Origin of the sequence: Pseudomonas sp. 58 R 12 (genome assembly GCF_900005865.1) — a bacterium.
Classification (GTDB): domain Bacteria; phylum Pseudomonadota; class Gammaproteobacteria; order Pseudomonadales; family Pseudomonadaceae; genus Aquipseudomonas; species Aquipseudomonas tritici.
Map to the genome: position 1 here is coordinate 682,003 of NZ_CVTP01000028.1, position 23,722 is coordinate 705,724.

Sequence of the window (23,722 nt, forward strand, 5' to 3'; positions counted from 1 at the left end):
TGCTTACCCCTGTGGGAGCCGGGCTTGCCCGCGATAGCGATTTCCCAGTCACCACAGGGTTCGGCTTTACCCCTGCTGTTCCTGTTCCCGAGCATCTCGCAATTCAAGGGCCTTCTGCCCCTTGGTCTTCATCTCACTCACAATCACCGCCGCCACAATCAACACGGCCCCCAGCATCGCAATCGGCGGGAAGCGTTCTCCGGCAATCCGCCCCACCACGCCCGCCCACACCGGCTCACCGGCATAGATCAACGTCGCCCGCGTTGGCGAAACACTCTGCTGCGCCCAATTCATCGCGACCTGAATCACCGCACTGGTCAAGCCCAGGCCCACCGCGCTGAACAGCAGTAGCCACGAAAACCCCGGCAGCGCTTCGCCCATCGGCACCACCATCAGGAACGACAGCAGCGAAGCGGTGGCCAGTTGCACAACCGTCACCCGGCGCACATCCACTTGCCCCGCGAATGCACTGATCAGGATGATTTCCGCCGCAATGGCGATGGCGCCGATGAGCGTAGCGATTTCACCGGGACTGAAATTCAGCGAGGCCCCCGCCGGCCCCGTCAGCAGCATCAAGCCGGCAAACGCCAGCATGATGCCAATGCTCGGCATCAACCCCGGGCGACGGCCCAGCACCAGCCATTGCAGCAGTGGCACGAATGGCACATAGAGCGCGGTGATAAACGCCGACTGGCTGCTCAGGATGGTCTGCAAACCGATGGTCTGCAGGCCGTAGCCAAACATAATCGCCACCCCAATAAACACACCGGCCTTCAATTCGAACAAGGTCAAGTCACGCAGGGTACGCAAGGAAAAGCAGCCCACCACAATGGCCGCAGCGGCAAAGCGCAGGCCTACGAAAAACATCGGCCCGCTGACGGTCATCGCGTGCTGCACCAGCAAAAACGTGCCGCCCCAGATCATGGTGATCACCACCAGGATGCATTCGGCTTTGCTGAAGCGGTTGAAACGCGGGGACGCGGTCGAGGTAGTCATGGCGGCTCTGATCTTGCACAGTGAGAACGCGGCACGCACAATGCGCCGCACGCTGGGCAGTATACTGCGCACACCCACCCATTGAGCAATATAGTGCACAAAGAAAATCCACAACGGGCCTCGGTCCTGCAGCACGTCAGCCAGAACGTTCGTCGCCTGCGCCACGCCGCCGACCTCAGCCAGACCGCGCTTTCGGAAAAATCCGGAGTCAGCCGACGCATGCTGGTGGCGATCGAGGCGGGGGAGAAGAATGTCAGCCTGTCCACCCTCGACCGCGTGGCCGAAGCGTTAAACGTGGCCTTCAGCGACCTCATCCAGGCGCCGGACGCGCCCGACCACAGCCGCATCAATGAGCTGGCGTGGGCCGGTGAGATTCCGGGCAGCAAGGCGGTGCTACTGGCCAAAGCCAATGCCCGGCGCGAAGTGGAATTGTGGGAGATGCGCCTGGAACCCGGTGATCGCTACAGTCCCGAGCCCGATCCGGATGGCTGGAGCGTGCAGCTGTTCGTGTATGAGGGCGCACTGACCCTGATCCTCGACGACGAAGAAAAACACGTCGTGGCGGGTGAGTTCTATATGTTCGCCAGCCGCCAATCCCACGGCTATCGCAACGAGGGTGACGTGGCGGTGTGCTTTGTGCGGACCGTGGTGATCTAACTGTTCGCCCGGCAACAGTAGATGCACACTTTGCTGGTTTGAAACGCGCTCTACTGCGCTGATTTAACAGCAAGTCGCTGATTTTATTGGCGATTAAATTCAGGCACGACTCCTGCAATCACTCCAGCATCCCATCGGAGCCTGGAGTCGGCCCATGTCTGCCCACCCTCAACACCCTGCCCATATCATCCGCTCGGACGCGGAAGCCATCGAGGTTGCCACGCGCCTGGCCGCACGGTTTGCCGTCGACGCCAGCGAGCGCGACCGCGAGCGTCGCCTGCCCATCGCTGAGCTCGACGCGTTTTCAGCCAGTGGCCTGTGGGGCATCACCATTCCCAAGGCCTACGGCGGCGCCGAGGTGTCCTATGTGACCGTGGCCGAGGTGATCAAACTGATTTCCGCCGCGGACCCTTCACTGGGCCAGATCCCACAGAACCACCTGGGCGTGGTCGACATCCTGCTGCAAACCGCGACCGAGGAACAAAAGCGTCATTACTTCGGCAAAGTCCTGGCCGGCTACCGTTTCGGCAACGCCTTCTCCGAAGCGAAGAGCAAAAATGCCGGCACCTTTGACACGCAGATTCGCTTCCATGGCGACACCGCGCAAATCAATGGCGAGAAGTTCTACTGCACCGGTGCATTGTTCGCCCACATCGTGCCCACCGTTGGCAACAACGAAAACGATCAAGCCTTCATCGCCTTCGTCGAACGTGATGCGCCGGGTCTTAGCGTGATCGACAGTTGGGACGGTTTCGGCCAGCGCACCACGGCCAGCGGCGGTGTGACCCTCGACGGCGTCACCGTGCCGCGCAGTGCGGTGATCCCCGCCCACCAGGCCTTCGACACGCCCACCGCCAACGGCCCGATCTCGCAGATTATCCAGGCCGCCGTCGACACCGGTATCGCCCTGGGCGCTCTCGAACACGCCAAGATCTACGCACGCCAGGCGCGCCCGTGGATCGACAGCCAGCAGGATCACGGCTGGCAAGACCCGTTCACCATCGCCGCCATCGCCGACCTCGAATGGCGTGTGCACGGCACCGAAGCGATTCTCGCCAAGGCCGGCAAGGCGGTCGACCAAGCACTCGCCGAACCCAGCGAAGACAGCGTGGCCCACGCCTCGCTGGTGGTCGCCCAGGCCAAAGTGCTGTCGGCCGAAACCGCCTTGCTCGCCAGCAGCAAGCTTTTCGAACTGGCCGGAACCCGTTCGGTCACCGGCAAGCACAACCTTGACCGCTTCTGGCGCAACGCGCGCACCCACACCCTGCATGACCCGGTCCGCTGGAAATACCACCTGATCGGTAACTTCGTGCTCAACGGCGTGAAACCTGCGCGTCACGCCTGGAACTGAGGAGCCTGACCTATGACCGTACTGAATCTTGCGCGCCAACTGCTTGAAACTACCCGCCACCACGTCGAGACAAGCGATGACCCGTACGTGATCAGCCGCTTCGGCGATTTGCAGATCCGCGTCGATGTCGCCGCCGCGTTGCTGGAGCGTGCCGACACTCACCCGAGCCCGGTTGCCGCCACCGAAGCGCAGATCGCCGCTGCCGAAGCCCTGATTGCCGCCAGCAACGCCGAGTTTGAACTCACCGGCCATCGCACCGCACTGCCGTCGACACTCGATGATCCGTTGCGCCTCAAATACCAAATCGTTGGCAACTACCACCTCAACGGAGTGCTTTGATGGCCCGTGAAATCCGCTTGAATGCCTTCGACATGAACTGCGTCGGCCACCAATCCCCCGGCCTGTGGGCGCATCCGCGTGATCGCTCGTGGCAGTACAAGGACCTGGAATACTGGACCGACCTCGCCAAAATCCTTGAGCGCGGCAAGTTCGACGGCCTGTTTATCGCCGACGTGTTGGGCATTTATGACGTGTACAACGGCAATGGCGACGCAGCGATTCGCCAGGCTACCCAGGTGCCGGTCAACGACCCGTTGTCGCTGATCGCGCCGATGGCGCTGGTCACTGAACACTTGGGTTTTGGCCTGACCGCCTCGTTGTCGTTCGAGCATCCTTATCCGTTCGCCCGGCGTCTCTCCACACTTGATCACCTGACCAAGGGCCGGATCGGCTGGAACATCGTCACCTCTTACCTGGAAAGCGGCGCCAAGAACCTCGGCCAGAAAGCCCAGACCGAACACGACGCGCGCTACGACTATGCCGAGGAATACCTCGAGGTTTGCTACAAGCTTTGGGAAGGCAGTTGGGAGGAGGGCGCGGTGCTGCGCGACCGCGAGCGGCGGATATTCAGCGACCCGAGCAAGATCCACGAGATCCGCCACGTGGGCAAACACTTCCAGGTGCCCGGCATTCACCTGTGTGAACCCTCGCCGCAGCGCACGCCGGTGCTGTACCAGGCGGGTGCGTCGAGCCGTGGCAAGCAGTTCGCCGCCGAACAGGCGGAATGTGTATTTGTGGCTGCGCCGTCCAAAGTGCTGCTGAAAAAGACCGTCGCCGATATCCGTCGCCGTGCCGCCGAAGCCGGGCGTGATCCGAAGAAAATCCTGATCTTCAACCTGCAGACGGTGATCGTCGGCGAGACGGACGCACAGGCAAAAGCCAAGTTCGACGACTACAAATCCTATGTCAGCTACGAGGGCGCGATGGCGCTGATCTCCGGCTGGACCGGTATCGACTTCAGCCAGTTCAAGCCGGATGAGCCGCTCAAGCATGTGCACACCAACGCGATTCAGTCGGCGGTGGAAGCATTTTCCACGGCGGACCCAGACAAGGTCTGGACGCCGAACGAACTGGCTGATTGGGTTGGCATCGGCGGCTTTGGCCCGTTGTTTGTCGGCAGCCCGGAAACCGTGGCGGACTTGCTGCAGGAATGGGTCGAAGAAACCGATGTGGACGGCTTCAACCTGGCGTATGCACTGACCCACGAAACCTTCATCGACGCCGTCGACCTGCTGGTGCCGGAGTTGCAGAGGCGCGGTGTGTATAAGACCGAATATGCCCAAGGGACGTTGCGCGAGAAGCTGTTCGGCGACGGCCCACGACTCGGAGCGAACCACCCTGGCGCCGGCTACCGCAATCTATCGGGTGTACACAAAACGAATGTGGGAGCGGCGGTGCGACGACTCGACTTGCTCGCGAAAGCGGACTGACATTCAGCATTGATGTTGACTGACCTACCGCATTCGCGAGCAAGCCCGCTCCCACATTTTGATCTTCATTGTTTGATCTATTTCAGCCAGCGGACCACCGCACGCTTAACCACCCAATAGGAGCATCTGCCTATGAGCGTGCACGAACTCAAACGCCCGCTGACCCTGGAATGGCCCGCCGAACTGCTCGGCAACCTGCCCAAGGCGCTCGAACAACTGCATCACTGGGCGCAGATCACACCGTTGCACACCGCCCTGCGCCACAAACGCCAGGGCCAGTGGTATGCCTGGCGCTGGATCGATGCATTACGTGACGTGGAGCGCCTGGCCGACGGCCTGCGCCAGCGGGGTTTCAGCGAGCAGTCGCGGCTGGCGCTCAGCGGGTCTTTCGAGCCGAACCTGCTGCTGCTGGCGCTCGCGGCGCAGGCCATCGGCGGGCAGGTCTTGACCCTGGACGATGACCTGGAGCCCGAGGCGCTGCAGCAAGACCTGTGGCGCATCCACCCCACCCATTCTTATGCGCCGGGCCGCCAACACCTGCGGCATTGGCAGTCCGCCAACCCAGTGGATTTCACCCAACTGCTCGGTCCGGTCGAACCGGCCCAGCACCTTACGCGGTGGTGGCAAGCCACCGACGAGGCCGCGCTGTGGAGCGAAGAGGGCACCCATTGGCAGGGGGGCCTGGTCGTGGTGCTGGAGCAATGGCTCAACACCGGTCACGGCCTGGCCTTCCCGGAAAGCCAGGCCTCGGCGCGGCGTGATCGCAGTGAAATTGCGCCCACCGGCTTGCTGTTGTCGCCCATACGTTTGCAGTACCTGGCCGACGAGATTGAAAGCCGCCTCGCGCCCCACGGGACCTGGCGTCGGCGCTTGTGCGACTGGGCCATCGCCCACCCGCAAAGTGGCCTGCGTCGCCTGCTGAAAAACCGTGTGCGCAAACTGCTCGGCTTCCAGCGCCTGGCCTATATCTGGCAACCCCTCAAATCCACAGCCGAGCCGACGTGGCTGGATGAATTCAAACGGGACATCGCATGAGCCAAGCCATCCTCCAGGTGCGGGATATCTCGCTGTCGTTCAAGGGCGTCAAGGCGATCAATGCGTTGTCGTTCGACGTAGTGCGCGGCGAGATCTGCGCGCTGATCGGGCCCAACGGTGCCGGTAAAAGCTCGTTGCTCAACGTGCTCAATGGCGTTTATCGCTTCGATGCCGGCGAGATTGTTTTTGAAGACCAGCACTTCCACCGCATCGATCCGTTGGGTGCCGCGCGGCGGGGCATTGGCCGCACCTTCCAGAACAACGCGCTGTTCAAGAAGATGAGCGTGCTCGACAACATCCTCACCGGCCTGTCGCGGCATATGCGCAGCAGCGTTATCGAGCAGGCTTTAGGGCTGCCCCGCGTGCGGCGAGAAGCCGAAGCGTTCCGGCTGCGTGCCCAAGGCATCCTCGAATTTCTCGAACTGCAAGCCCATCGCGATGTATTGGTCGGCAACCTGTCTTACGGCCTGCAAAAACGCGTGGAGCTGGGTCGGGCGCTGATCGCCGGCCCCAGCCTGTTGCTGCTCGACGAACCCATGGCCGGGATGAACGCCGAGGAAAAACACGAAATGGCGCGCTTCGTCGCCGACGTCAACCGGGACCTCGGCACCACCGTGGTGTTGATCGAACACGACATGGGCGTGGTCATGGGCCTGTCCGACCATGTGGTGGTGCTCGACTACGGGCGCAAGGTCGGCGACGGCACGCCCGCCGAAGTGCAGGCCAATCCCGAAGTGATCGCGGCTTACCTGGGAGCGGTGCACTGATGACGTTCTTCCTTGAAACCCTGCTCGGCGGCCTGCTCGCCGGCACCCTGTATTCGCTGGTCGCTATCGGCTTCGTGCTGATCTACAAAGCCAGCGGCGTGTTCAATTTCGCCCAGGGCTCAATGCTGCTGTTTGCGGCGCTGACCTTTGTCAGCCTGCATGAGCAGGGCGTGCCGTTTGCCCTGGCATTGCTGCTCACGGTGATCGTGATGATCGTCGGCGCCTTGCTGATTGAGCGCCTGGTGCTGCGGCCGCTGGTGAACCGCTCGCAGATCACGCTGTTCATGGCGACGCTGGGCTTGTCGTTCATCGTCGAAGGCCTGGCCCAAGGCTTGATGGGCTCGCAAGTGCGCGCGCTGGACCTGGGCATCGACGACGTGCCGCTGTTCGTTGGCCCGCTGATGCTCAGCCAGTTCGACCTGATCGCCGCCGCTGCCGCTGTGGTGCTGGTGACGGTATTGGCGCTGCTGTTCAACAAAACCCGCATCGGCGTGTCGCTGCGTGCGGTGGCGGATGACACCACGGCGGCGCTGTCCATCGGCATCAACCTTAACCGCATCTGGCAGATCGTTTGGGCCGTGGCCGGGATTGTCGGGTTGATCGCCGGGCTGCTGTGGGGCGCGCGCCAGGGTGTGCAGTTTTCGCTGTCGCTGGTGGTGCTCAAGGCCCTGCCAGTGTTGATCATTGGCGGTTTTACCTCGATTGGCGGGGCGATTGTCGGCGGGCTGATTGTCGGCGCGGCGGAGAACCTCGCCGAGGTCTACATCGGCCCGCTGATCGGCGGCGGCATCACGCCGTGGTTCGCCTACGTATTGGCCCTGGCCTTCCTGTATATCCGTCCCGCCGGCCTGTTTGGCGAGCGCGCCATCGAGCGAGTCTGAAACCATGTCGATCCCCGTTGCTCAAGAAACCGCGCCGCTGTTGCTGATCCAGCGGCGTATCCCCTGGGGCCTGATTGGCCTGTTGGCGCTGGCGTTTATCGTGGTGCCGCTGTGGGGCAATGATTATTGGCTCAATGCGATTCTGATCCCGTTTCTGGTGCTGTCGTTGGCCGGGTTGGGCCTGAACCTGCTCACCGGCTACACCGGGCAAACCTCGGTGGGCGCTGCCGGTTTCATGGCTGTCGGCGCGTTCGCCACCTACGGGTTCCTGCTGCGCTTGCCGGAGCTTGGTTTGCCGGTGGCCTTGCTCGGCGGTGGGGTTATCAGCGCTTTGGTTGGCCTGCTGTTCGGTTTGCCCAGCTCGCGGATCAAAGGCTTCTACCTGATGGTGACCACGCTGGCCGCGCAATTTTTCCTGGAGTGGCTGTTCGTCAAATTCCCCTGGTTCTACAACTACGGCTCATCCGGGACTATCTCTGCGCCGAAGCTGGCGCTGTTCGGCCATGACCTCAACACCCCGCTGGGTCGCTACCTGCTGACCCTGGTCACGGTGCTGTTGTTGACGTGGACCGCGACCAATCTGGTGCGCAGCCAGGTCGGGCGCAACTGGATGGCGATCCGCGACATGGACACCGCCGCCGCCGTGGTCGGCATTCCCGTGGTGCGCTACAAGCGCCTGGCGTTTGCGGTCAGCTCGTTCTACTTAGGGATAGCCGGCGCGCTGTGGGCCTTTGCCTACCTGGGCACGGCCAGCGCCAGCAGTTTCGATATCAACCGCTCATTCCAGATCCTGTTCATCATCATTATCGGCGGCATGGGCAGCATCGCCGGCAACTTCGTCGGCGCGGCCTTCATCAGTTTGCTGCCGATCTTTCTCAGCCATGCCGGGCAGGCGCTGTTCGGCGGTTCGGTGGATGCAGGGCAGTTGCAGAACCTGCAGAAAATCATCTTTGGCGTGTTGATCATCGTGTTCCTGATCAAGGAACCCGACGGCTTGATTCGCCTGTTGCACAACCTGCGTGACCGTGTGCGGCAGTGGCCGCTGCGTTTCTGACATTCCTCGAAGAGAACTCCTATGCGTGCATCCTTGAAACGTTCCCTGATCGGCGCCGCTTTCGCGCTGGCCTCACTGGCCGGCGCTGTACCCCAGGCAATGGCCTCGCCGGACCAGCAATTCATTCCCCTGGCGACCTACCGTGTCGGCGCCTATGCCTCCAGCGGCGTGCAGGTGTGGGCCGGGATGATTGACTACCTGCGTTACATCAACGAGGTCGAAGGCGGTATCAACGGCGTGAAACTGGTGTGGCAGGAATGCGAGACCGAATGGACGGCGGAGAAGGGCATCGAGTGCTACGAGCGCTTCAAGAATGGCCTGGATGGCGCGCCGGTCGCGGTGTACCAGCCTAACGGTGCACCGGCAGCCTATGCGCTGAGCGAGCGTGCCGAGGTGGACAAGATCCCGCTGATCACCCTGGGCTACGGTCGCACCGAAGCCACCGACGGCACGGTGTTCCCGTACAACTTCCCGGTGATGCTGACCTTCTACAGCGAGGCATCGACGCTGGTGAACTACATCGCCGAGCGCGAGGGTGGTTTCGACAAGCTCAAGGGCAAGAAGATTGCCACGGTCTACCACGATTCGGCCTACGGTCGCGAAACCCTCGGCCCGCTGAAGTTGCTGGCGGACAAATACGGCTTTGAAAATATCCAGATTCCGGTGGCCGATCCTGGCAACGAGCAATCGGCGCAATGGCGCCAGGTGCGCCAGGCCAACCCGGACTGGGTGTTCCTGCGCACCTGGGGCGTGTCCACCCCGGTGGCGGTGAAGACCGCTGCGCGCTTCGGCTTTCCGGTGGACCATATCATCGGCGATATCTGGGCCAGCTCCAGCGAAGACGTCTTGCCCGCAGGCGCTGCCGCCAAAGGCTACCTGGCCCTCACACCGTACCCGGCGGGTGCGGACTTCGAGATCCACAAACGGCTCAAGCAATACATCCTCGACAAGGGCCACAGTGATCTCAAAGACCTGAAAAACTTCGGCAGCGTCTACTACAACTCCGGCCTGGTGAACGCCGCCGTCGCGGTGGAAGCGATCCGCACCGGCCAGGCCAAGTTTGGCAAGCGCCCGCTCAATGGCGAAGAAGGCCGTTGGGGCCTGGAACACCTGAATATCGACGATGCGCGTTTGAAGGACATGGGCTACCTGGGCCTGATGCAGAACCTCAAGCTGTCCTGCCGCGACCATGAAGGCGGCGGCTCGGCGCGGATGCAACAGTGGGACGGCGCCAATTGGACACTGATCAGTGACTGGATCGCCGCCGACCGCGCATTGCTGCGCCCGTTGATCGATGAAAAATCCGCTGCGTTCGCCAAAGAAAAAGGCCTGACGCCGCGTACCTGCACCGGGGATGAATAAACCATGAGCCAGCCTGCCACCGACTCTGCGCGCCCGTCGCTGCTGACGGTCAACGATATCGAAGTGATCTACGACGGTGCGATCCTGGCGGTGGCCGGCGTGTCGCTAGACGTGCCCAAAGGCGCCATCGTCGCGTTGCTCGGTGCCAACGGCGCGGGCAAGAGCACCACGCTCAAGGCTATTTCCGGGCTGGTGCGCGCCGAGCGAGCTGAAGTCAGCCGCGGCGTTATCGCGTACGCCGGCGGCGACCTGGCCGGTGTCGATCCCAGCCAACGCGTGCGCCAGGGCATGGTGCATGTGCTGGAAGGTCGCCACGTGTTCGGCCAGCTCACCGTGGAGGACAACCTGCGCAGCGGCGGCTTTGTGCGGCGCCTGAGCCGCAAGGACATGGCGCACGACCTGGAACGTATCTACGCCTGGTTTCCAAGGCTCAAGACCAAGCGCAATACCCGCGCCGGGCTGACGTCGGGCGGCGAGCAACAGATGGTCGCCATCGGCCGGGCGCTGATGACGCGTCCTACTTTGGTACTGCTCGACGAGCCGTCCATGGGTTTGGCGCCTATGATCGTGCAGGAGATTTTCGAGATCATCGCGCACCTCAACCGTGAGCAGCAGGTGAGCTTTTTGATCGCCGAGCAGAACATCAACGTTGCGCTGAACTATGCGTCCCACGGCTACGTGCTGGATACTGGGCGCGTGGCCCTGAGTGGCAGCGCCGCTGAACTGCTGGCGCGGGGCGACCTGCATGATATTTATCTGGGCAAACAGTAAGGGCGACTTCGCATGACTGAATCCATCCGCAACGCTGATGTGCTGATCATCGGCGGCGGCCTGAGCGGCACGATGCTGGCCGTGCAACTGCTGCGCTTGCCGGGCAAGCGGCAGATTCTGGTGATCGAGCCGCGCGCTGAACTCGGCCGGGGCGAAGCCTACAGCGCCGTCGAGCTGGGCCACACCCTGAACGGCAACGCGGCGCGCATGAGCGTCGACCCGGACAATGCCGACGACCTGACCCAATGGCTCACCGACTACATTGGCGCGGGCGGTTGGCCCGAGTCAGGCCAGCAGGCGGTGCCGATCAGCGAGCTGTTTCCGCCGCGCGGCATTTTTGGCCTGTATGCCCAGCAACGCTTGGCCGAAGCCAGGGCGCAGTCCGCTTCCAGCGTTGAGCATGTGCGCGGTGAAGGGGTCGACCTGCAAGTTGATGACGCCTCGACGCTGCTCACCCTTGATAACGGGCAGCAACTGCGCGGCGACGTTGCGGTGTTGGCCACCGGCATGTTCCCGGCGGCGCGTACACCGCAGACCGAGTCCAGCGGCTTGAACGCGGCGGCGGTCGACCCTTGGGACGTGCAGGCGATGACCTTGATTGACCCGCAAGCGCCGGTGCTGATCATCGGTTCCGGGCTGACCATGGTCGATGCCGTGGTGTCCCTGGAACAGGCCGGGCATTGTGGGCCGATCGAAGTTTTCTCGCGTCACGGCCTGCTACCTCACGTGCGCCGACAACCGCCGAGCTGGGTGGATTTTCTCGGTGAGGACCACCGCCTGCGGAGTCCTCTGCAATTGCTGCGTGAGGTGCGTCGCCAATGCCGGATTGCGCAAGCGCAGGGTATCGATTGGCAAGCGCCACTGGACACGGTGCGCGCGCATATCGCTCGCCTGTGGAGCCAGGCCAGCGAGCGTGAAAAACGTCAGTTCGTGCGTCATGTCAGGCCGTGGTGGGAAAGCCATCATCACCGCTCGCCGCCGTTGAGCGCGCAGCTGGTGGCACGGTTGCAGGAAGAGGGGCGGTTGCGGATTCGGGCGGCGTCTTACAGAGGCCTGGAACCTTCGGTTGAAGGGGTGACCATCCGTTTGCGTCACCGCGGCGAGCAAGCGGTCGCGCAGGTTTCAGGGGCGGCGTTGATCAACTCCAGCGGCATCGAATACGACTGGCGCCGCGTGGCCCGGCCGTTGCCGCAACAGTTGCTCAAGCGTGGGTTGATTCAGCCAGGGCCATTGGCGTTGGGGATTGCGGCGGATGCTTCGGGGGCTGTGGTGGATGCCCAGGGGCAGGTCAGCTCGCGGTTGTTTGCCATGGGGCCGCCGTTGCGGGGGATGTGGTGGGAAAGTACGGCGGTAACGGATGTGGCGATTCAAGCTAAAGCCTTGGCCGCAAAGCTGACAAAAATCTAAATGGATCTTCATTTATCTTGAGACTTTCACAAGTCCAGGCCTAAGCCCAAACACCTCAACCCCCTGCGCCGTCGATTGCCCAGTCGTCACCTTCACTCGCTCCACCGGCTTATCCATCGCCTCCCGGTATTCAACCGTCATGTCCGGCTGGATCGCCTGGCTCGGAATCACAATCGCCTGCGCATTGTTGTAGGTCACGATGGTCAGCCGCGCGCTCATCCCCAGCCGCACACGCTGCAACTGTTGCGGCGTGAGCTTGGGAATCGACAAGGTCACCGGGAATTGCGCACTGCCCTGGCTGTCGGTGGCAATCGCCAAACCACTCACCACGCTTACCGACCCTGTCAGCCGCTCACCCTCAAAACCATCCCCCAGCACTTCCACCGCCTGGCCCTGGTGCAACTGGTTGATGTCCAGCTCCGACACCTTGGCAACGATTTTCAGCCGCTCGATATTTGCCAGGCCAAACAACACCTGACCCTGGCTGACCTTACTGCCGGCCTGCACCGGGGCATTGTTGTTGCCGCCGCCTTGGGAGGAGGAGCTATTGCCCGGCGGTGGCACCACGATGCCGGAGAAGGGTGCCTTGACCTCTTTGCCTTCGAGCAGTTGGTGCAGGGCGTCGTATTTCACCGTGGCGTTGGTCAGTTCCATGTCGGCGATCTGGCGGTATTCGCCCTTGCCCTGGTCGATCGCCTGTTGCAATTCGCTGCGGGCGGAGGCGAGGTCCAGTTGTTGCTGCTGGGTCTGTTGCCTGAGGTCGTCCAGCTCATTGCGCGGGATGATACCGCGCTGGAATAGGTTTTCACTTTCGGTGAGTTTGCGCTGGGTGTTACTGGCGGTCATTTCGGTGGTGCGCAGGCTGCGGCGTGCACGACTGACGGTGGGGCCGTTGTCCCAGTCCTGCATCTCTTGCACGGTGCGCCGGGCCTTGAGTTGGGCGGAGAGGGCGTCGCGCAGTTGCACCTCCAGGGTCGCCGGGTCCATGCGCAACAGCACTTGGCCGGCCTCGACCCGCTGGCCTTGCTCCACCAGATTGGCTTGCACATTGCCATCGAAAGGCGCGGTAAGGGTGATGGTGGTGTCGGGCTCGATCTTGCCCACCAAGCCGATCTGGTGCACCAGCGCGTCGGGCTTGACGGCCAGCCACTGCTCATTGGTGCTGGCCGGCGCGGACGCAGGGCTGCGCAAGGCCAGGCCCGCGCCACCCAGCAGTACGATCAATACAGCGCCCAGCAGGCGTTTTTGATTAGTAGTCATTGAGGGCGATTTCCCAACTTTCCAGCGTCATGCCCAGCGTCAAGTCGAGCTGGGTCTGGGCGTTCAAATAAGCGATCAGCGCATTGAGCTGCGCGTTTTCGGCGTTGCGCAGGTCGGTCTCGAAACTCAGCACCTGGAAGTTGGTGGAGCGCCCGGCGCTGAGTTTTTCCCGCTCGATCTCGATCTTGCGCCGCGACAATTCCACGGCGCGCTGGGAGATTTCATATTGGCGCCAGCGGGTGCCGAGGTCCCGCACCACATCGTTGACGCTGCGCTCCAGTTCCTGGCGCGCGTCGGTGATGCGGATCTCCTGGTCCTCCACGTTTACCCGTGCGCGGACTTCGGCCTGGCGCGTGCTGATATCGCCGATGGGGATTTGCACCTGCACCCCGGCGTAGCTGTCCCACGTGCGATTGTTGCTGCTGCCGGCATCGTTATTGTAGGCGTCGCGCACCTGATTCGCGCCGGCCACCAAGTCCACCTGCCAGCGCCCGGAGTCCTTGGCGATCACCAGGTTGAGGTCAGCCTGCTGGCTGCCGAGCAAGGCGGCAAGGTATTCAGGCTGCTGGGTCTGCGCCAGGTTGAAGGCCTGGCGCTTGTCGATCTGCATCGGCCGGGCCTCCAGGGCTTCGGTGGCGCGGACCGGCGTGGACAGGTCCAGGGCCAGCAGGCGCAGTAGGGAGAGACGGCTGGTGTCCAGTTGATTCTGCGCCTCTTCCACGCCGAGTTGCTGGGTGGCGATGTCGGCTTCGGTCTGCACGATTTCAAACTCGGCCATGCGCCCGGCACTGATCAGCGCCTTGTTGACTTCCAGCAAGGTGCCGGAGCGCTTGAGGGCGTCCTGCACGATGCTCAGTTGCTCCTGCGCGCGCAGCAGCTCGCGGTAGGTCGCGATGATCTGGCTGATGGTCTGCGCCACGGTGGCCTTGAGGTTCAGGCGGTTGGCCTGTTCCGACAGGCGCGACAGGCGCAGCGGTGCGGTGGTGGCGTCCCAGCCGGCGCCACGCAGCAGCGGCTGGATGATCGCCAGGTCGAGGCCATCGCTGCGGTAGCGGCCGGCGCGGTCGGCGTTGTTCAGTTGCTGGGTCCAGGCCATGCTCAGGCGCGTGCCGTATTCGCCGAGCAGGCTGGTGGCCGGCGCCACGCTGGCATTGCGCGCGTTGTCGGCGGAGCCGCGGGTATTACGGTAGTAACTGTTGAGGGTGAGCTTGGGGTTGAACACATCTTCGGCGACGCGCAGGTCGAACTTCTGCGCGACCCGTTGCAGGTAGGCGCTGCGAATCGCCGGGTTGTTGCGCAGGCCCAGGTAGACCGCATCGCCCAACGTCATGGTGGTGGCCTGGGCATTCAACGAGACGCCGCGGTCATAGCCGCTGCGCGTGGTGCTCGGCGCCGACGGTTTGATCACCACGTCGGCGGCCACGCCCGGCAGGCTGACCAATGCGAGCAGCCAGAGCCATTTACTCATCGCGCAGGGCCTCCACCGGCTGCAACCGTGAGGCCGAGACCGCCGGGTAGAGGCCGAAGAACAACCCCACCAGCAACGTGCTGCCCACCCCCAGCGGCAAGGCCGCGACGGCGAGGGCGAATTCCCAGCTCGACAGCCAGGCATACAGCCACGCGGCGGTCATGCCCAACACTGCACCGCACAAGGCCCCCACCGCCGTGAGCGTGATGGCTTCGAGCAGGAACAGGTTGCGGATGTCCCGCTGGCGCGCGCCGAGGGCCATGCGAATGCCGATCTCGCGGCGGCGTTCCGAAACGTTCATCAGCATCACATTCATTACCCCCACGCCACCGCCCACCAGGGAGATCGCACCCAGGGCCAGCAGCAGGTAGGCGAAGGTACGGCTTTGCCGGGTCATGCCGTCGATCATTTGCTGGGGCACCTGGATGTCCACATCGTGGTCGGGAAGTTGCGGTTTGAGAGCGGCGGCTACGTCCTTGGCAACGCGCTCCATGTCCTGGCCCTGCGTGGCGCGGATGATCACGTTGCCGATCTGCGGCGCTGCATAGATGCGGCGCATGCCTTCGGCGGGGATGAACAGTGATTCGTTGGCCTGCACCGGCATCAGCATCGCCCGCGGCTGGCCCTGCAAAATGCCCACAATCAGGAACAGGTAATCGTTGATGCGCACACGGTCGCCCAGTTGCAGTGGGTCACCCGGCGCGCCCAGGGCCTCTGCCACCTGCGCGCCGATCACGCCGTAGGTTTCGTTGGCATCAAAGCTCGACAGGAAACGCCCCTGTTGCAGTGCCAGGCGCATCGCGTCCTTGATACCCGGTGTACTGCCGACGAAGTTGGTGTTGACGGTGCGGCCATGGAATACGATGGGCCCGCTGAATAACGAGAGGGCGCCGATGTGCGCAACGCCGGGCACCGCTTGGCGCACAGAGTCCAGGTCCAGGCGGGCGGGCATCGGTGAACTGCTGCCGCCTTTAGGTGGGAACTGGGCGATCAGGGTGTCGGTGCCCATGTCCTTGAAGATCATCGCGGCATCCACCGCCGCGTTATGGCCGATATTGATCAATGCCACCACCGACGAGCTGCCGATCACGATACCCAGCAGGGCCAGGATCGAACGCTTGCCCAGGGTGCGCAGGCTGACAAACGCTTCATGCAGCAGTTGGCTGAGGCTTTGTTCGACCCGCAGGCGGCTCTCTCCCTGCGGGGTCATAGGCAGCCGGCCTCTTGCACCACGCCATTGCGCACCAGGATCTTGCGGTCCAGGCGCTCGGCGATGTGCGGGTCGTGAGTGACGATGATCAGCGTGACCTGTTGCTCGCGGTTCAAGGCCAGCAGCAGGTCCATGATGTCCTGGGCGGTGGTGCTGTCGAGGTTGCCGGTGGGTTCGTCGGCCAGTATCACCGAGGGTTTGCCCACCAGGGCCCGGGCAATCGCAACCCGTTGGCGCTGGCCGCCGGAAAGGTCGGCGGGGCGATGGTGGGCACGGTCGGCCAGGCCCACTTGCTCGAGCATGCGCAGGGCTTGCTCCACCGACTCGTGGCGCGATAGGCCGCGATAACTCAAGGGCAGGGCGACATTGTCCAGGGCGCTGAGGCGCGGCAGCAGGTTGAAACTCTGGAACACGAACCCGATCTGCTGGTTGCGGATGGCCGCCAGCTGATCGGGGGTGGCGTTGAAGATATCGTGGCCGGCAAAGTGGTACTGACCGCAGTTGGGCAGGTCCAGCAGGCCGAGGATATTGAGCAGGGTACTTTTGCCGGAGCCGGATGCGCCGAGGATGCCGCAGCTGTCGCCGCTGGCGATGGTCAGGCATACATCATTGAGAATGGACAGGTGTTGCCCGGCCAGCTGATAGCTTTTGCCGATGCCTTGCAGCGAGATCAAGCCTGGGTGCGCGGGGGTAGCTGTCATGAATATGCCTTCAGTCTGGGCGCCGCCCTCATCTGCTCCGGTAAAGCTTTGTAACAAGTTGGGGAGACTGAAGGAGTACACGCCATGGACTGGTTTTGTTTCTTGTTTTTAAAATATTGTTTGAATACTAACCGGCTTCCCGTCGCTTCGCCAGCCATCGATGTAGAGCGGTATTACCTTGGGAAAATGCTTACTCCCGGTGGAGAAAGGTGGCTCAACACTTTGATGAATCATCCATGGCGAGCCCGTCGTTCGAGGCTTTCGAACATATGGCGGTGTGTCACTACTTGCTTTCGAGCGACGTCCCCGGTATAAAAAAATCAAATAATTTTTTAAAACAATATTTCCCACGTGGAACTTCTATGGTCGCGAAGAAAGTCAGCGCTCCAAACATTACCAAGACTCGATTGCTGGATGCGACAGAGGCTCTCTTCATCAAGTATGGATACGACGCCGTTTTGTTGCGGCAGATTACCGAGCGCGCCCAGGTGAACCTGGCGGCGGTGAACTACCACTTCGGGGACAAGGACTCCCTGATGAAAACCCTGCTGATGCAGCGCCTGGAACCGCTCAACGAGCAGCGCCTGGAGCTGTTGGCACGCTGCGAAGCCGAGTCCGACGGCCCACTCGATTGCGACACCTTGCTTGGCGTGCTGTTTGCCCCGGCCATGGGCCTGGAACGCAGCGATCCAGCCAGCGCGAGTGGGGAAGGGCGTTCGTTTATCCGGTTCCTGGGTCGGGTCTACAGCGACACGTCGCCGTTTATCCAGGAATACCTCAAGGTGCATTACCAGCCGGTGTTCCAGCGTTTCTTCGAAGCCTTCGCCCTGGCCTTGCCGGATCTGCCGCGCAATGAACTCGGGGTGCGCCTGCAATTTGCCCTCAAGGCGATTTCCGGCGTGATGGCCGGGACCGAGCTGCGCCTGCTGATGAACTCCATGAGCCTGGGCCGTCCGGCGACGGATGCCGAGGTGATGGCCAAGTTGATCACCCTGGTGTCGGCGGCGATCCGCGTGCCACAGCAAAGCCCGGAAGCGGAGCATGCCTTGGCCAAGGTGCTGGATACCCAGCGGGCCATTCGTGAGCAGGCGGTCGCGCCCGCGAACAAGGCGGCGCGCTAGCTCAAATTCCAGGCAAAAAAAAGCCCGCTGGGGCGGCGGGCTTGATATGCAACGTTTGTAACGGATGAGGCTTCACACTACGTTCCGGGATGTGAATAAAACGTGAAAACTTTGTAAGGTAAAGTGTGAAAACCTTGAAATCTGTAATCGCATGGGGAATTTCTTTTCCTCCCGGCGAATTCAGATTTTCCAGCGCCCGGCACTCTTGGCCAGCCGCTGGCGCAGCGCATCGATGTTCTGCGCCAGTTGCAAGGTCAGCAGCCGGTAGCCATCCAACGCGCTATAGACCGGCACGTCCAACCCAGGCTCAACGCTGGCGTGGCTCGGCCGCTCCAACCGCTCCGTTACTCCAGATTTCAACGCCCGTGCCATGCCCACCAGTTGCACGCGAATTTGCCGATGCTCGGCCTTCAACATCACCTGCATCCGCGCCATCGCCGGTTTATCGCGAGGGTCGGGCCGGGTATTGCCGAGAATTTCCAGGGTGCTGATGCACATCCGTAAATGCCGCTGGATCGCGTCCAGCTCAGTCATGGAGATGCGTACCTCCTTGGACACCGACGGCATTAACGAGCGCAACTGCAACATCGCCGCATTCAGCCGATTGAGCAGCTTCAGGTGCTGATCATCCGTGACCGACTCGCCATTGATAATCCGGCTGTAGATCTCGGCGCAATCGCGCAACGCGCTGGCCAGGTTGTAGCGCCAGGAGTACACGGCATACAGCGGCAGGGCGAAGGAAAAGGCCAGGGCGAGGGCGATACCGATCAGGATATCCACGGTGCGCCATAACCCGTCCGACAGCGGGTTGTCGCCGTGACCCGCGACGATAAACACAGTGATCGCCGAGAGCAGCGCGGTGTAACCGCCCTTGCCGATGGCGTGGTAGGAAAAGAAGCCGCACACCACCGACATCAGCAGGTAGGTCAACAGCGGCTGGCCGACGTACGCCTCCTGCACCACCAGCAACAAGCCGACACTGGCGCCGATCAAGGTGCCATAGGCACGCTCCACGGCTTTCTTGCCGATATTGCCGTGGTGCTGCAAGCCGCCGATCACCACCAGCATGGTCACCGAGGCCCATTCACCGTGGGGCAGGTTGAGGCCAGTGGTCAGCATAATCGTCGCCAGCAAGCCGATGGACACGCGCACGGCGTGGATCAGCTTGGCGTGGCGATAGCGGCGGTAGGGGTCGAGCAGTGGGCGCAACAGGCGCCGGGCGAAGAGGGGCAGGTTCATCGGTATTAAAGTGGCCTCGGTGATCAGGGCAAACTCGATCACATGTGGGAGCTGGCTTGCCTGCGATGCAGGCACCTCGGTGTTTCAGGTACACCCGGTCGATGCTATCGCAGGCAAGCCAGCTCCCACATTGTGAGCGGTGGCACGCTTAAAAAATGTAATCAGTGGTCAAGAAACTCGAATCACGGTTACGCAAAATATCGCTGACCAGCGCCTTGTTGCTCTCCTGGAATTTGGTCGCCACCAAGGTGCGGATCGAGAACACGCGCAATGCGTCATGTACCGACAGCGTGCCCTCGGCCGAGTTCTTGCGCCCGTTGAAAGGGAAAGTGTCCGGCCCGCGCTGGCACTGGGCGTTGATGTTGATACGGCCGACCTGGTTAGCGAAGGTATCCACCAGGCGCCCGACTTCCACGGCATTCGTACCGAAGATGCTCAGTTGTTGACCGAAATCCGAGTCCAGCACGTAGTCGATCACCTTCTCTACATCACGGTAAGGCACGATCGGCACCACTGGGCCGAACTGTTCCTCGTGGTACACGCGCATCTGCGGGTTCACCGGGTACAGCACGGCCGGGTAGAAGAACGACCCGCGACTCTCACCGCCATGCTCATTCACCACCTTGGCACCGTGTTGCGCGGCATCGGCCACCAGGCTGTTGAGGTAATCCACCTTGCCCACTTCGGGCAATGGCGTCAGCGTCACACCGTTTTCCCACGGCATGCCGGGTTTGAGCGTGGCCAGCCTCTTATTGAATTTGTCGATAAAGCTGCCGACGACATCTTCATGCACGAACAGGATTTTCAACGCGGTGCAGCGCTGGCCATTGAACGACAACGAGCCGGTGACGGCTTCACTGACGGCATTGTCCAGGTCTACCTCAGGCAGCACGATGCCGGGATTCTTCGCATCCAGGCCCAGCGCCGCACGCAGGCGGTGCGGCTTGGGGTGCAGTTTCTTCAAGTCACTGGCGGCCTTGTTGGTGCCGATAAACGCGAAGATATCGATCCTCCCGCTGGCCATCAGCGCGCTGACGGTTTCGCGGCCACTGCCGTAGATCACGTTGATCACCCCGGCTGGGAAGCTGTCGCGAAACGCCTCCAGCAATGGGCGGATCAGCAGCACGCCGAGCTTGGCTGGCTTGAACACCACGGTGTTGCCCATGATCAGCGCCGGGATCAGCGTGGTGAACGTTTCGTTCAGTGGGTAGTTATAAGGGCCCATGCACAAGGCCACGCCCAGCGGGACGCGGCGGATTTGGCCGAGGGTGTCCTGTTCCAGCTCGAAACGGCTGGAGCGACGGTCGAGTTCCTTGAGGGCATTAATGGTGTCGGTGATGTAGTCGCAGGTACGGTCGAATTCTTTCTGCGAGTCCTTGAGGTTCTTGCCGATTTCCCACATCAGCAACTTCACCACCGCGTCGCGTTGTTCACGCATGCGTCGCAAGAACGCTTCGACATGCTGGATGCGGTCGGCCACACGCATCGTCGGCCATTCGCCCTGGCCCCGGTCATAGGCGCGCACGGCGGCGTCGAGGGCGGTCAGTGCGGTGTCGGCATCCAGCAGCGGCGTGCTGCCGATATGCACACGCTCGTCGCCCAGTTGCACCGGGCTTTGCACCTTGGCTAACGGGCCGTTCCATACTTGCAACTGGCCGTCGACCAGGTAATCGCGCTGTTCGATGGGCGCTGCCAGGCGGAATTCTTCGGGAATGTCGGCGGCGGAGGCGGGAAACAGCTGGGCGAGCAGGTTGCTGGTGGTCATGTCGCTACCCCTGTAATAGTTGCAAAACATGACTAGAGAGTCACCCATCCAAGGGCTGCGTGGCAAGGGCCAGGCGCGTCAGAGCAGCCCGCCGGCCAGCGCTACGCCCAGCGCCGCGCCGATTTGCCGGGCGGTGTTGAGGATGCCGGCGGCCACCCCAGCCTGTTCCTTTTGCACCCCATTCATCAGCGCGGCAGTGGCGGCGGGGGTGATCAGCCCCGCGGCGAGGCCGATCAGCGGCATGGGCACGACGATCAACGCGTAATCGGGTGTTGAGACGCTGATCAGCAGCAGGGCGAAACCCACGGTGTATGAAAACAAGGCGCCACCGATCAGCCAGCGGCTGCCAAAGGCGCGAACCAGTTCGCCGGCCATCAGGCTGCCAAGGCTGACCATGACCGTCAGTGGCAGGAAGGCGGCGCCGGTCCTCAGCGGTGAGAAACCCAACGTCCGCTGGAAATACAGGCTGAGTAAAAACATCAGGCCATACAACAGCAGCGCCGACACCAGGGACACTGCCACGCAGGCGCTGAACACGCGGTTGCCAAACAGTTGCACCGCGCGCCACACCGACGCTCGAGGCTGTGGTGCACTGGCGGCAAGGCGCGCGCTCAAGCCGATGGCGATCAGGCCCAGTGGCAGGTTGGCGAGGAAAATGCTGCGCCAGCCCAGGGTCTCGATCAGCACGCCGCCTACCAGAGGCCCGGCAGCCATGGCGATACCGCCACAACCGGCCCAAATGCCGATTGCTTTCGCGCGCCCGACCGGGTCGTCGAGATACGCCTGGTTGATCAACGCCAGTGACGCCGGCACCAGCATCGCTGCACCCATGCCTTGCAGTACCCGAGCGGCAACCAGTGTCATGCCATTCCCGGCCAAACCACACAGCAACGACGCCAGGGTAAACAGCAGCAATCCATGCAGATAGAGACGGCGCGCGCCAAACCGGTCCGCCAGTGCACCGCCGCCGAGCAGCAGGCAACCAAAGCTCAATGTGTAGGCGCTGACCACCCACTGTAGCCCTGTATTGTTGCTGTGCAAGGCGAGGGCGATGGGCTCCAGCGCGACGTTGACGATGGACGTGTCGAGGATCACCAGTACGTAGCTGAGGCTGGTTGCGGCCACTGCCTGTCGTTGTTGCATCGCGGGTCATCCTTGAAAGGGGCAGGCGGCGAATCTAGCCGAACGGTTGACGTGGATGCTTCGACAGCGGCCGAAGCATGCACGCGGTCGGCGCGCCTATACTGCGCCGGTCCTGATGGAGAGCTGCCATGTCAAACCCGTCCACCTTCACTGAAGTTGCCGCCCTGATTGCCGAGCCTGCCCGCGCCGCGATCCTGCTGGCGTTATTCGACGGGCGTGCGCTGCCGGCCGGCGAACTGGCCTTTGCCGCCAGCATCACCCCGCAGACGGCCAGTACCCACCTGGCCAAGCTGGTCGCCGGTGGGTTGCTCGCCTGCGAAACCCAGGGCCGGCATCGTTATTACCGCTTGGCCGGTGCGCATGTGGCACAGGCCATTGAATACCTCAGCGCAATTGCCCCGATGTCGGCGATAGTGCTCAAACCCCAGAGCCGCGAAGCCCAAGGGCTGCGTTTTGCGCGTTGCTGCTACAACCATCTGGCCGGGCAATTGGGCGTCGCCGTGACCCAGGCGTTGGAGAAAAACGGCTACCTGCGCGCCATCGACGATAAACACTTCGAGGTGCTGCCTGCAGGCGAAATATGGTTGCGCACCCTGGGCATCGACTCTCCTACCGTGAAGCCCGCCCGCCAATGCCTGGACTGGACCGAGCGCACTCATCACGTGGCCGGCCCGCTGGGCGTGCAACTGCTGAGCGCCTTGTGCGAAGCCGGTTGGTTGCGCCGTTCCAAAAACTCCCGTGCGGTGCTGGTCACGCCCAAAGGGTGGGCGCAGTTCAAGGCGCAACTGGGGCTGGCCCCGCGTGACCTGGAAAACCTTGAGCACAAGCCCGCGCTGGCCGGGTAAACTTGGCGGCTTTCTTGAAGGAGTTCACATGAGTCAGTACCAGCCGGGCATTCTTGCCGCACCGGTGCCGTTGCAGGCACGCCATCTGTTTTTTGCCATGGATTCCCTGGCTGCCGTTCCCGCAGCGCTGGACGCGTTGGTGCAGTTGGCCGATTCGGCGGCAGTGGTCGGTTTTGGCGAGCCGCTGGTAAGCGCTCTGGGCGCAGGGATTGAAGGCTTGCGCACATTCCCCACCGTCAGTGGGCCGGGCGCGCATAACCCGTCGACCCAGCAAGCACTGTGGGTGTGGTTGCATGGCGTGGATCGTGGTGAACTGCTGTTGCGCAGCCGCGCGTTTGAAAAGGCGCTGGCCCCGGCGTTTCGCCTGGTGCAGGCGACCGAAGGTTTCCGCTACAAGACCGGCTTCGACCTGACCGACTACGAAGACGGCACTGAAAACCCCCATGACGACGCAGCGGTTGAAGCGGCCCTGACCGACAGCGGCGCCAGTTTTGCCGCGATCCAGCAGTGGCAGCACGACCTCGACGGCTTCGCCGCCTTGCCTGCGCAAGAGCGCGACCACATCATCGGCCGTCGCCACGGCGACAACGAAGAACTCGACGACGCCCCCGAGTCCGCCCACACCAAACGCACCGCCCAGGAAAGCTTTACCCCGGAAGCCTTCGTGGTACGCCGTTCCATGCCATGGGCCGAGAATGGCCAGGCCGGGTTGATGTTTCTTGCGTTTGGTCATTCCTTTGATGCGTTTGAAGCGCAACTGCGCCGCATGAGCGGCCTGGAAGATGGGATTGTCGACGGGTTGTATCGCATCAGCACGCCGCTGACCGGCGGCTACTACTGGTGCCCGCCGATCAAGGAGGGGCGTCTGGACCTGAGTGCACTGTTCGTCACTGCAAGCCACTGAAAATGTGCGAGGGGGG

General features: G+C 62.5%; 22 protein-coding genes. 14 read left to right on the top strand and 8 right to left on the bottom strand.

Annotated features, from left to right (window positions below; all coding sequences use genetic code 11):
* Window positions 1-66 precede the first annotated feature (66 nt).
* A complete protein-coding gene (locus BFP95_RS27465; protein ID WP_371905586.1) occupies window positions 67-1,035 on the bottom strand; it encodes a DMT family transporter in 969 nt (322 codons plus the stop codon).
* Window positions 1,036-1,089: 54 nt separating this feature from the next.
* Between BFP95_RS27465 and BFP95_RS27470 the strand changes: the two genes are divergently transcribed.
* The 11 genes from BFP95_RS27470 to BFP95_RS27520 all read left to right on the top strand — a co-directional run bounded on the left by BFP95_RS27470 (window position 1,090) and on the right by BFP95_RS27520 (window position 12,050).
* Window positions 1,090-1,653 (top strand): helix-turn-helix domain-containing protein, encoded by a 564-nt coding sequence (locus BFP95_RS27470; RefSeq protein ID WP_065873442.1) that lies wholly within the window; start codon window positions 1,090-1,092, stop codon window positions 1,651-1,653.
* A 154-nt stretch (window positions 1,654-1,807) separates the two neighbouring features.
* Window positions 1,808-3,004, top strand: a complete 1,197-nt coding sequence (locus tag BFP95_RS27475; protein ID WP_065910982.1) for an SfnB family sulfur acquisition oxidoreductase — start codon at window positions 1,808-1,810, stop codon at window positions 3,002-3,004.
* Between the two features lie 12 nt (window positions 3,005-3,016).
* Window positions 3,017-3,343 (top strand): acyl-CoA dehydrogenase, encoded by a 327-nt coding sequence (locus tag BFP95_RS27480; protein ID WP_065873440.1) that lies wholly within the window; start codon window positions 3,017-3,019, stop codon window positions 3,341-3,343.
* Window positions 3,343-4,773, top strand: coding sequence for an LLM class flavin-dependent oxidoreductase (locus tag BFP95_RS27485; protein ID WP_065873439.1), 1,431 nt, complete (start codon window positions 3,343-3,345; stop codon window positions 4,771-4,773). The genes BFP95_RS27480 and BFP95_RS27485 overlap by 1 nt, the downstream gene beginning before the upstream one ends.
* A 132-nt stretch (window positions 4,774-4,905) precedes the next feature.
* Window positions 4,906-5,808 carry an AMP-binding protein gene (locus tag BFP95_RS27490; RefSeq protein WP_065910983.1) on the top strand — a complete coding sequence of 301 codons (903 nt, stop codon included), beginning with the start codon at window positions 4,906-4,908 and terminating at the stop codon, window positions 5,806-5,808.
* Window positions 5,805-6,575: an ABC transporter ATP-binding protein gene (locus BFP95_RS27495; RefSeq protein WP_065910984.1), complete on the top strand. Its 771-nt coding sequence runs from the start codon at window positions 5,805-5,807 to the stop codon at window positions 6,573-6,575. The genes BFP95_RS27490 and BFP95_RS27495 overlap by 4 nt, the downstream gene beginning before the upstream one ends.
* The gene (locus BFP95_RS27500) at window positions 6,575-7,456 is read left to right on the top strand and encodes a branched-chain amino acid ABC transporter permease (RefSeq protein ID WP_065910985.1); all 882 of its coding nucleotides are present in this window, start codon (window positions 6,575-6,577) and stop codon (window positions 7,454-7,456) included. Before BFP95_RS27495 ends, BFP95_RS27500 begins: the two co-directional genes overlap by 1 nt.
* Window positions 7,457-7,460: 4 nt before the next feature.
* The gene (locus BFP95_RS27505; protein ID WP_065881845.1) at window positions 7,461-8,510 is read left to right on the top strand and encodes a branched-chain amino acid ABC transporter permease; all 1,050 of its coding nucleotides are present in this window, start codon (window positions 7,461-7,463) and stop codon (window positions 8,508-8,510) included.
* 21 nt (window positions 8,511-8,531) lie between these two features.
* Window positions 8,532-9,872 carry an ABC transporter substrate-binding protein gene (locus BFP95_RS27510; protein ID WP_065910986.1) on the top strand — a complete coding sequence of 447 codons (1,341 nt, stop codon included), beginning with the start codon at window positions 8,532-8,534 and terminating at the stop codon, window positions 9,870-9,872.
* 3 nt (window positions 9,873-9,875) lie between these two features.
* Window positions 9,876-10,643: an ABC transporter ATP-binding protein gene (locus BFP95_RS27515; RefSeq protein WP_065910987.1), complete on the top strand. Its 768-nt coding sequence runs from the start codon at window positions 9,876-9,878 to the stop codon at window positions 10,641-10,643.
* A gap of 12 nt (window positions 10,644-10,655) precedes the next feature.
* Window positions 10,656-12,050: an FAD/NAD(P)-binding protein gene (locus BFP95_RS27520; RefSeq protein ID WP_065910988.1), complete on the top strand. Its 1,395-nt coding sequence runs from the start codon at window positions 10,656-10,658 to the stop codon at window positions 12,048-12,050.
* A gap of 12 nt (window positions 12,051-12,062) precedes the next feature.
* On the opposite strand, the gene BFP95_RS27525 is transcribed toward BFP95_RS27520, so the two are convergent.
* From BFP95_RS27525 to BFP95_RS27540, 4 genes are read right to left on the bottom strand one after another with little or no spacing between them, the layout of a single operon-like run.
* Entirely contained in the window at window positions 12,063-13,310 is a 1,248-nt protein-coding gene (locus tag BFP95_RS27525; protein ID WP_065910989.1) for an efflux RND transporter periplasmic adaptor subunit, read from the bottom strand.
* On the bottom strand, window positions 13,300-14,778 hold the full coding sequence (locus tag BFP95_RS27530; protein ID WP_065910990.1) for a TolC family protein: 1,479 nt from the start codon (window positions 14,776-14,778) through the stop codon (window positions 13,300-13,302). Before BFP95_RS27530 ends, BFP95_RS27525 begins: the two co-directional genes overlap by 11 nt.
* Entirely contained in the window at window positions 14,771-15,988 is a 1,218-nt protein-coding gene (locus BFP95_RS27535; protein ID WP_065873430.1) for an ABC transporter permease, read from the bottom strand. The genes BFP95_RS27530 and BFP95_RS27535 overlap by 8 nt, the downstream gene beginning before the upstream one ends.
* A complete protein-coding gene (locus BFP95_RS27540; RefSeq protein ID WP_065881857.1) occupies window positions 15,985-16,689 on the bottom strand; it encodes an ABC transporter ATP-binding protein in 705 nt (234 codons plus the stop codon). The genes BFP95_RS27535 and BFP95_RS27540 overlap by 4 nt, the downstream gene beginning before the upstream one ends.
* 362 nt (window positions 16,690-17,051) lie before the next feature.
* Here BFP95_RS27540 and BFP95_RS27545 point away from each other — a divergent pair, with 362 nt between their 5' ends.
* Window positions 17,052-17,810, top strand: a complete 759-nt coding sequence (locus BFP95_RS27545; protein WP_065873428.1) for a TetR/AcrR family transcriptional regulator — start codon at window positions 17,052-17,054, stop codon at window positions 17,808-17,810.
* Window positions 17,811-17,990: 180 nt separating this feature from the next.
* On the opposite strand, the gene BFP95_RS27550 is transcribed toward BFP95_RS27545, so the two are convergent.
* The 3 genes from BFP95_RS27550 to BFP95_RS27560 all read right to left on the bottom strand — a co-directional run bounded on the left by BFP95_RS27550 (window position 17,991) and on the right by BFP95_RS27560 (window position 21,957).
* Complete coding sequence (locus BFP95_RS27550) at window positions 17,991-19,049, bottom strand: FUSC family protein (RefSeq protein ID WP_065911060.1); 1,059 nt, start codon at window positions 19,047-19,049, stop codon at window positions 17,991-17,993.
* Window positions 19,050-19,197: 148 nt separating this feature from the next.
* Complete coding sequence (locus BFP95_RS27555; RefSeq protein ID WP_065881859.1) at window positions 19,198-20,814, bottom strand: NADP-dependent glyceraldehyde-3-phosphate dehydrogenase; 1,617 nt, start codon at window positions 20,812-20,814, stop codon at window positions 19,198-19,200.
* 78 nt (window positions 20,815-20,892) lie between these two features.
* Window positions 20,893-21,957 carry an MFS transporter gene (locus BFP95_RS27560; protein WP_065910991.1) on the bottom strand — a complete coding sequence of 355 codons (1,065 nt, stop codon included), beginning with the start codon at window positions 21,955-21,957 and terminating at the stop codon, window positions 20,893-20,895.
* A 128-nt stretch (window positions 21,958-22,085) separates the two neighbouring features.
* On the opposite strand from BFP95_RS27560, the gene BFP95_RS27565 reads away from it, so the two are divergent.
* Both BFP95_RS27565 and BFP95_RS27570 read left to right on the top strand, forming a co-directional pair.
* Window positions 22,086-22,802, top strand: coding sequence for an ArsR/SmtB family transcription factor (locus BFP95_RS27565; protein WP_065873425.1), 717 nt, complete (start codon window positions 22,086-22,088; stop codon window positions 22,800-22,802).
* Between the two features lie 28 nt (window positions 22,803-22,830).
* Window positions 22,831-23,706, top strand: a complete 876-nt coding sequence (locus tag BFP95_RS27570) for a Dyp-type peroxidase (protein WP_065910992.1) — start codon at window positions 22,831-22,833, stop codon at window positions 23,704-23,706.
* Window positions 23,707-23,722: the final 16 nt, after the last annotated feature.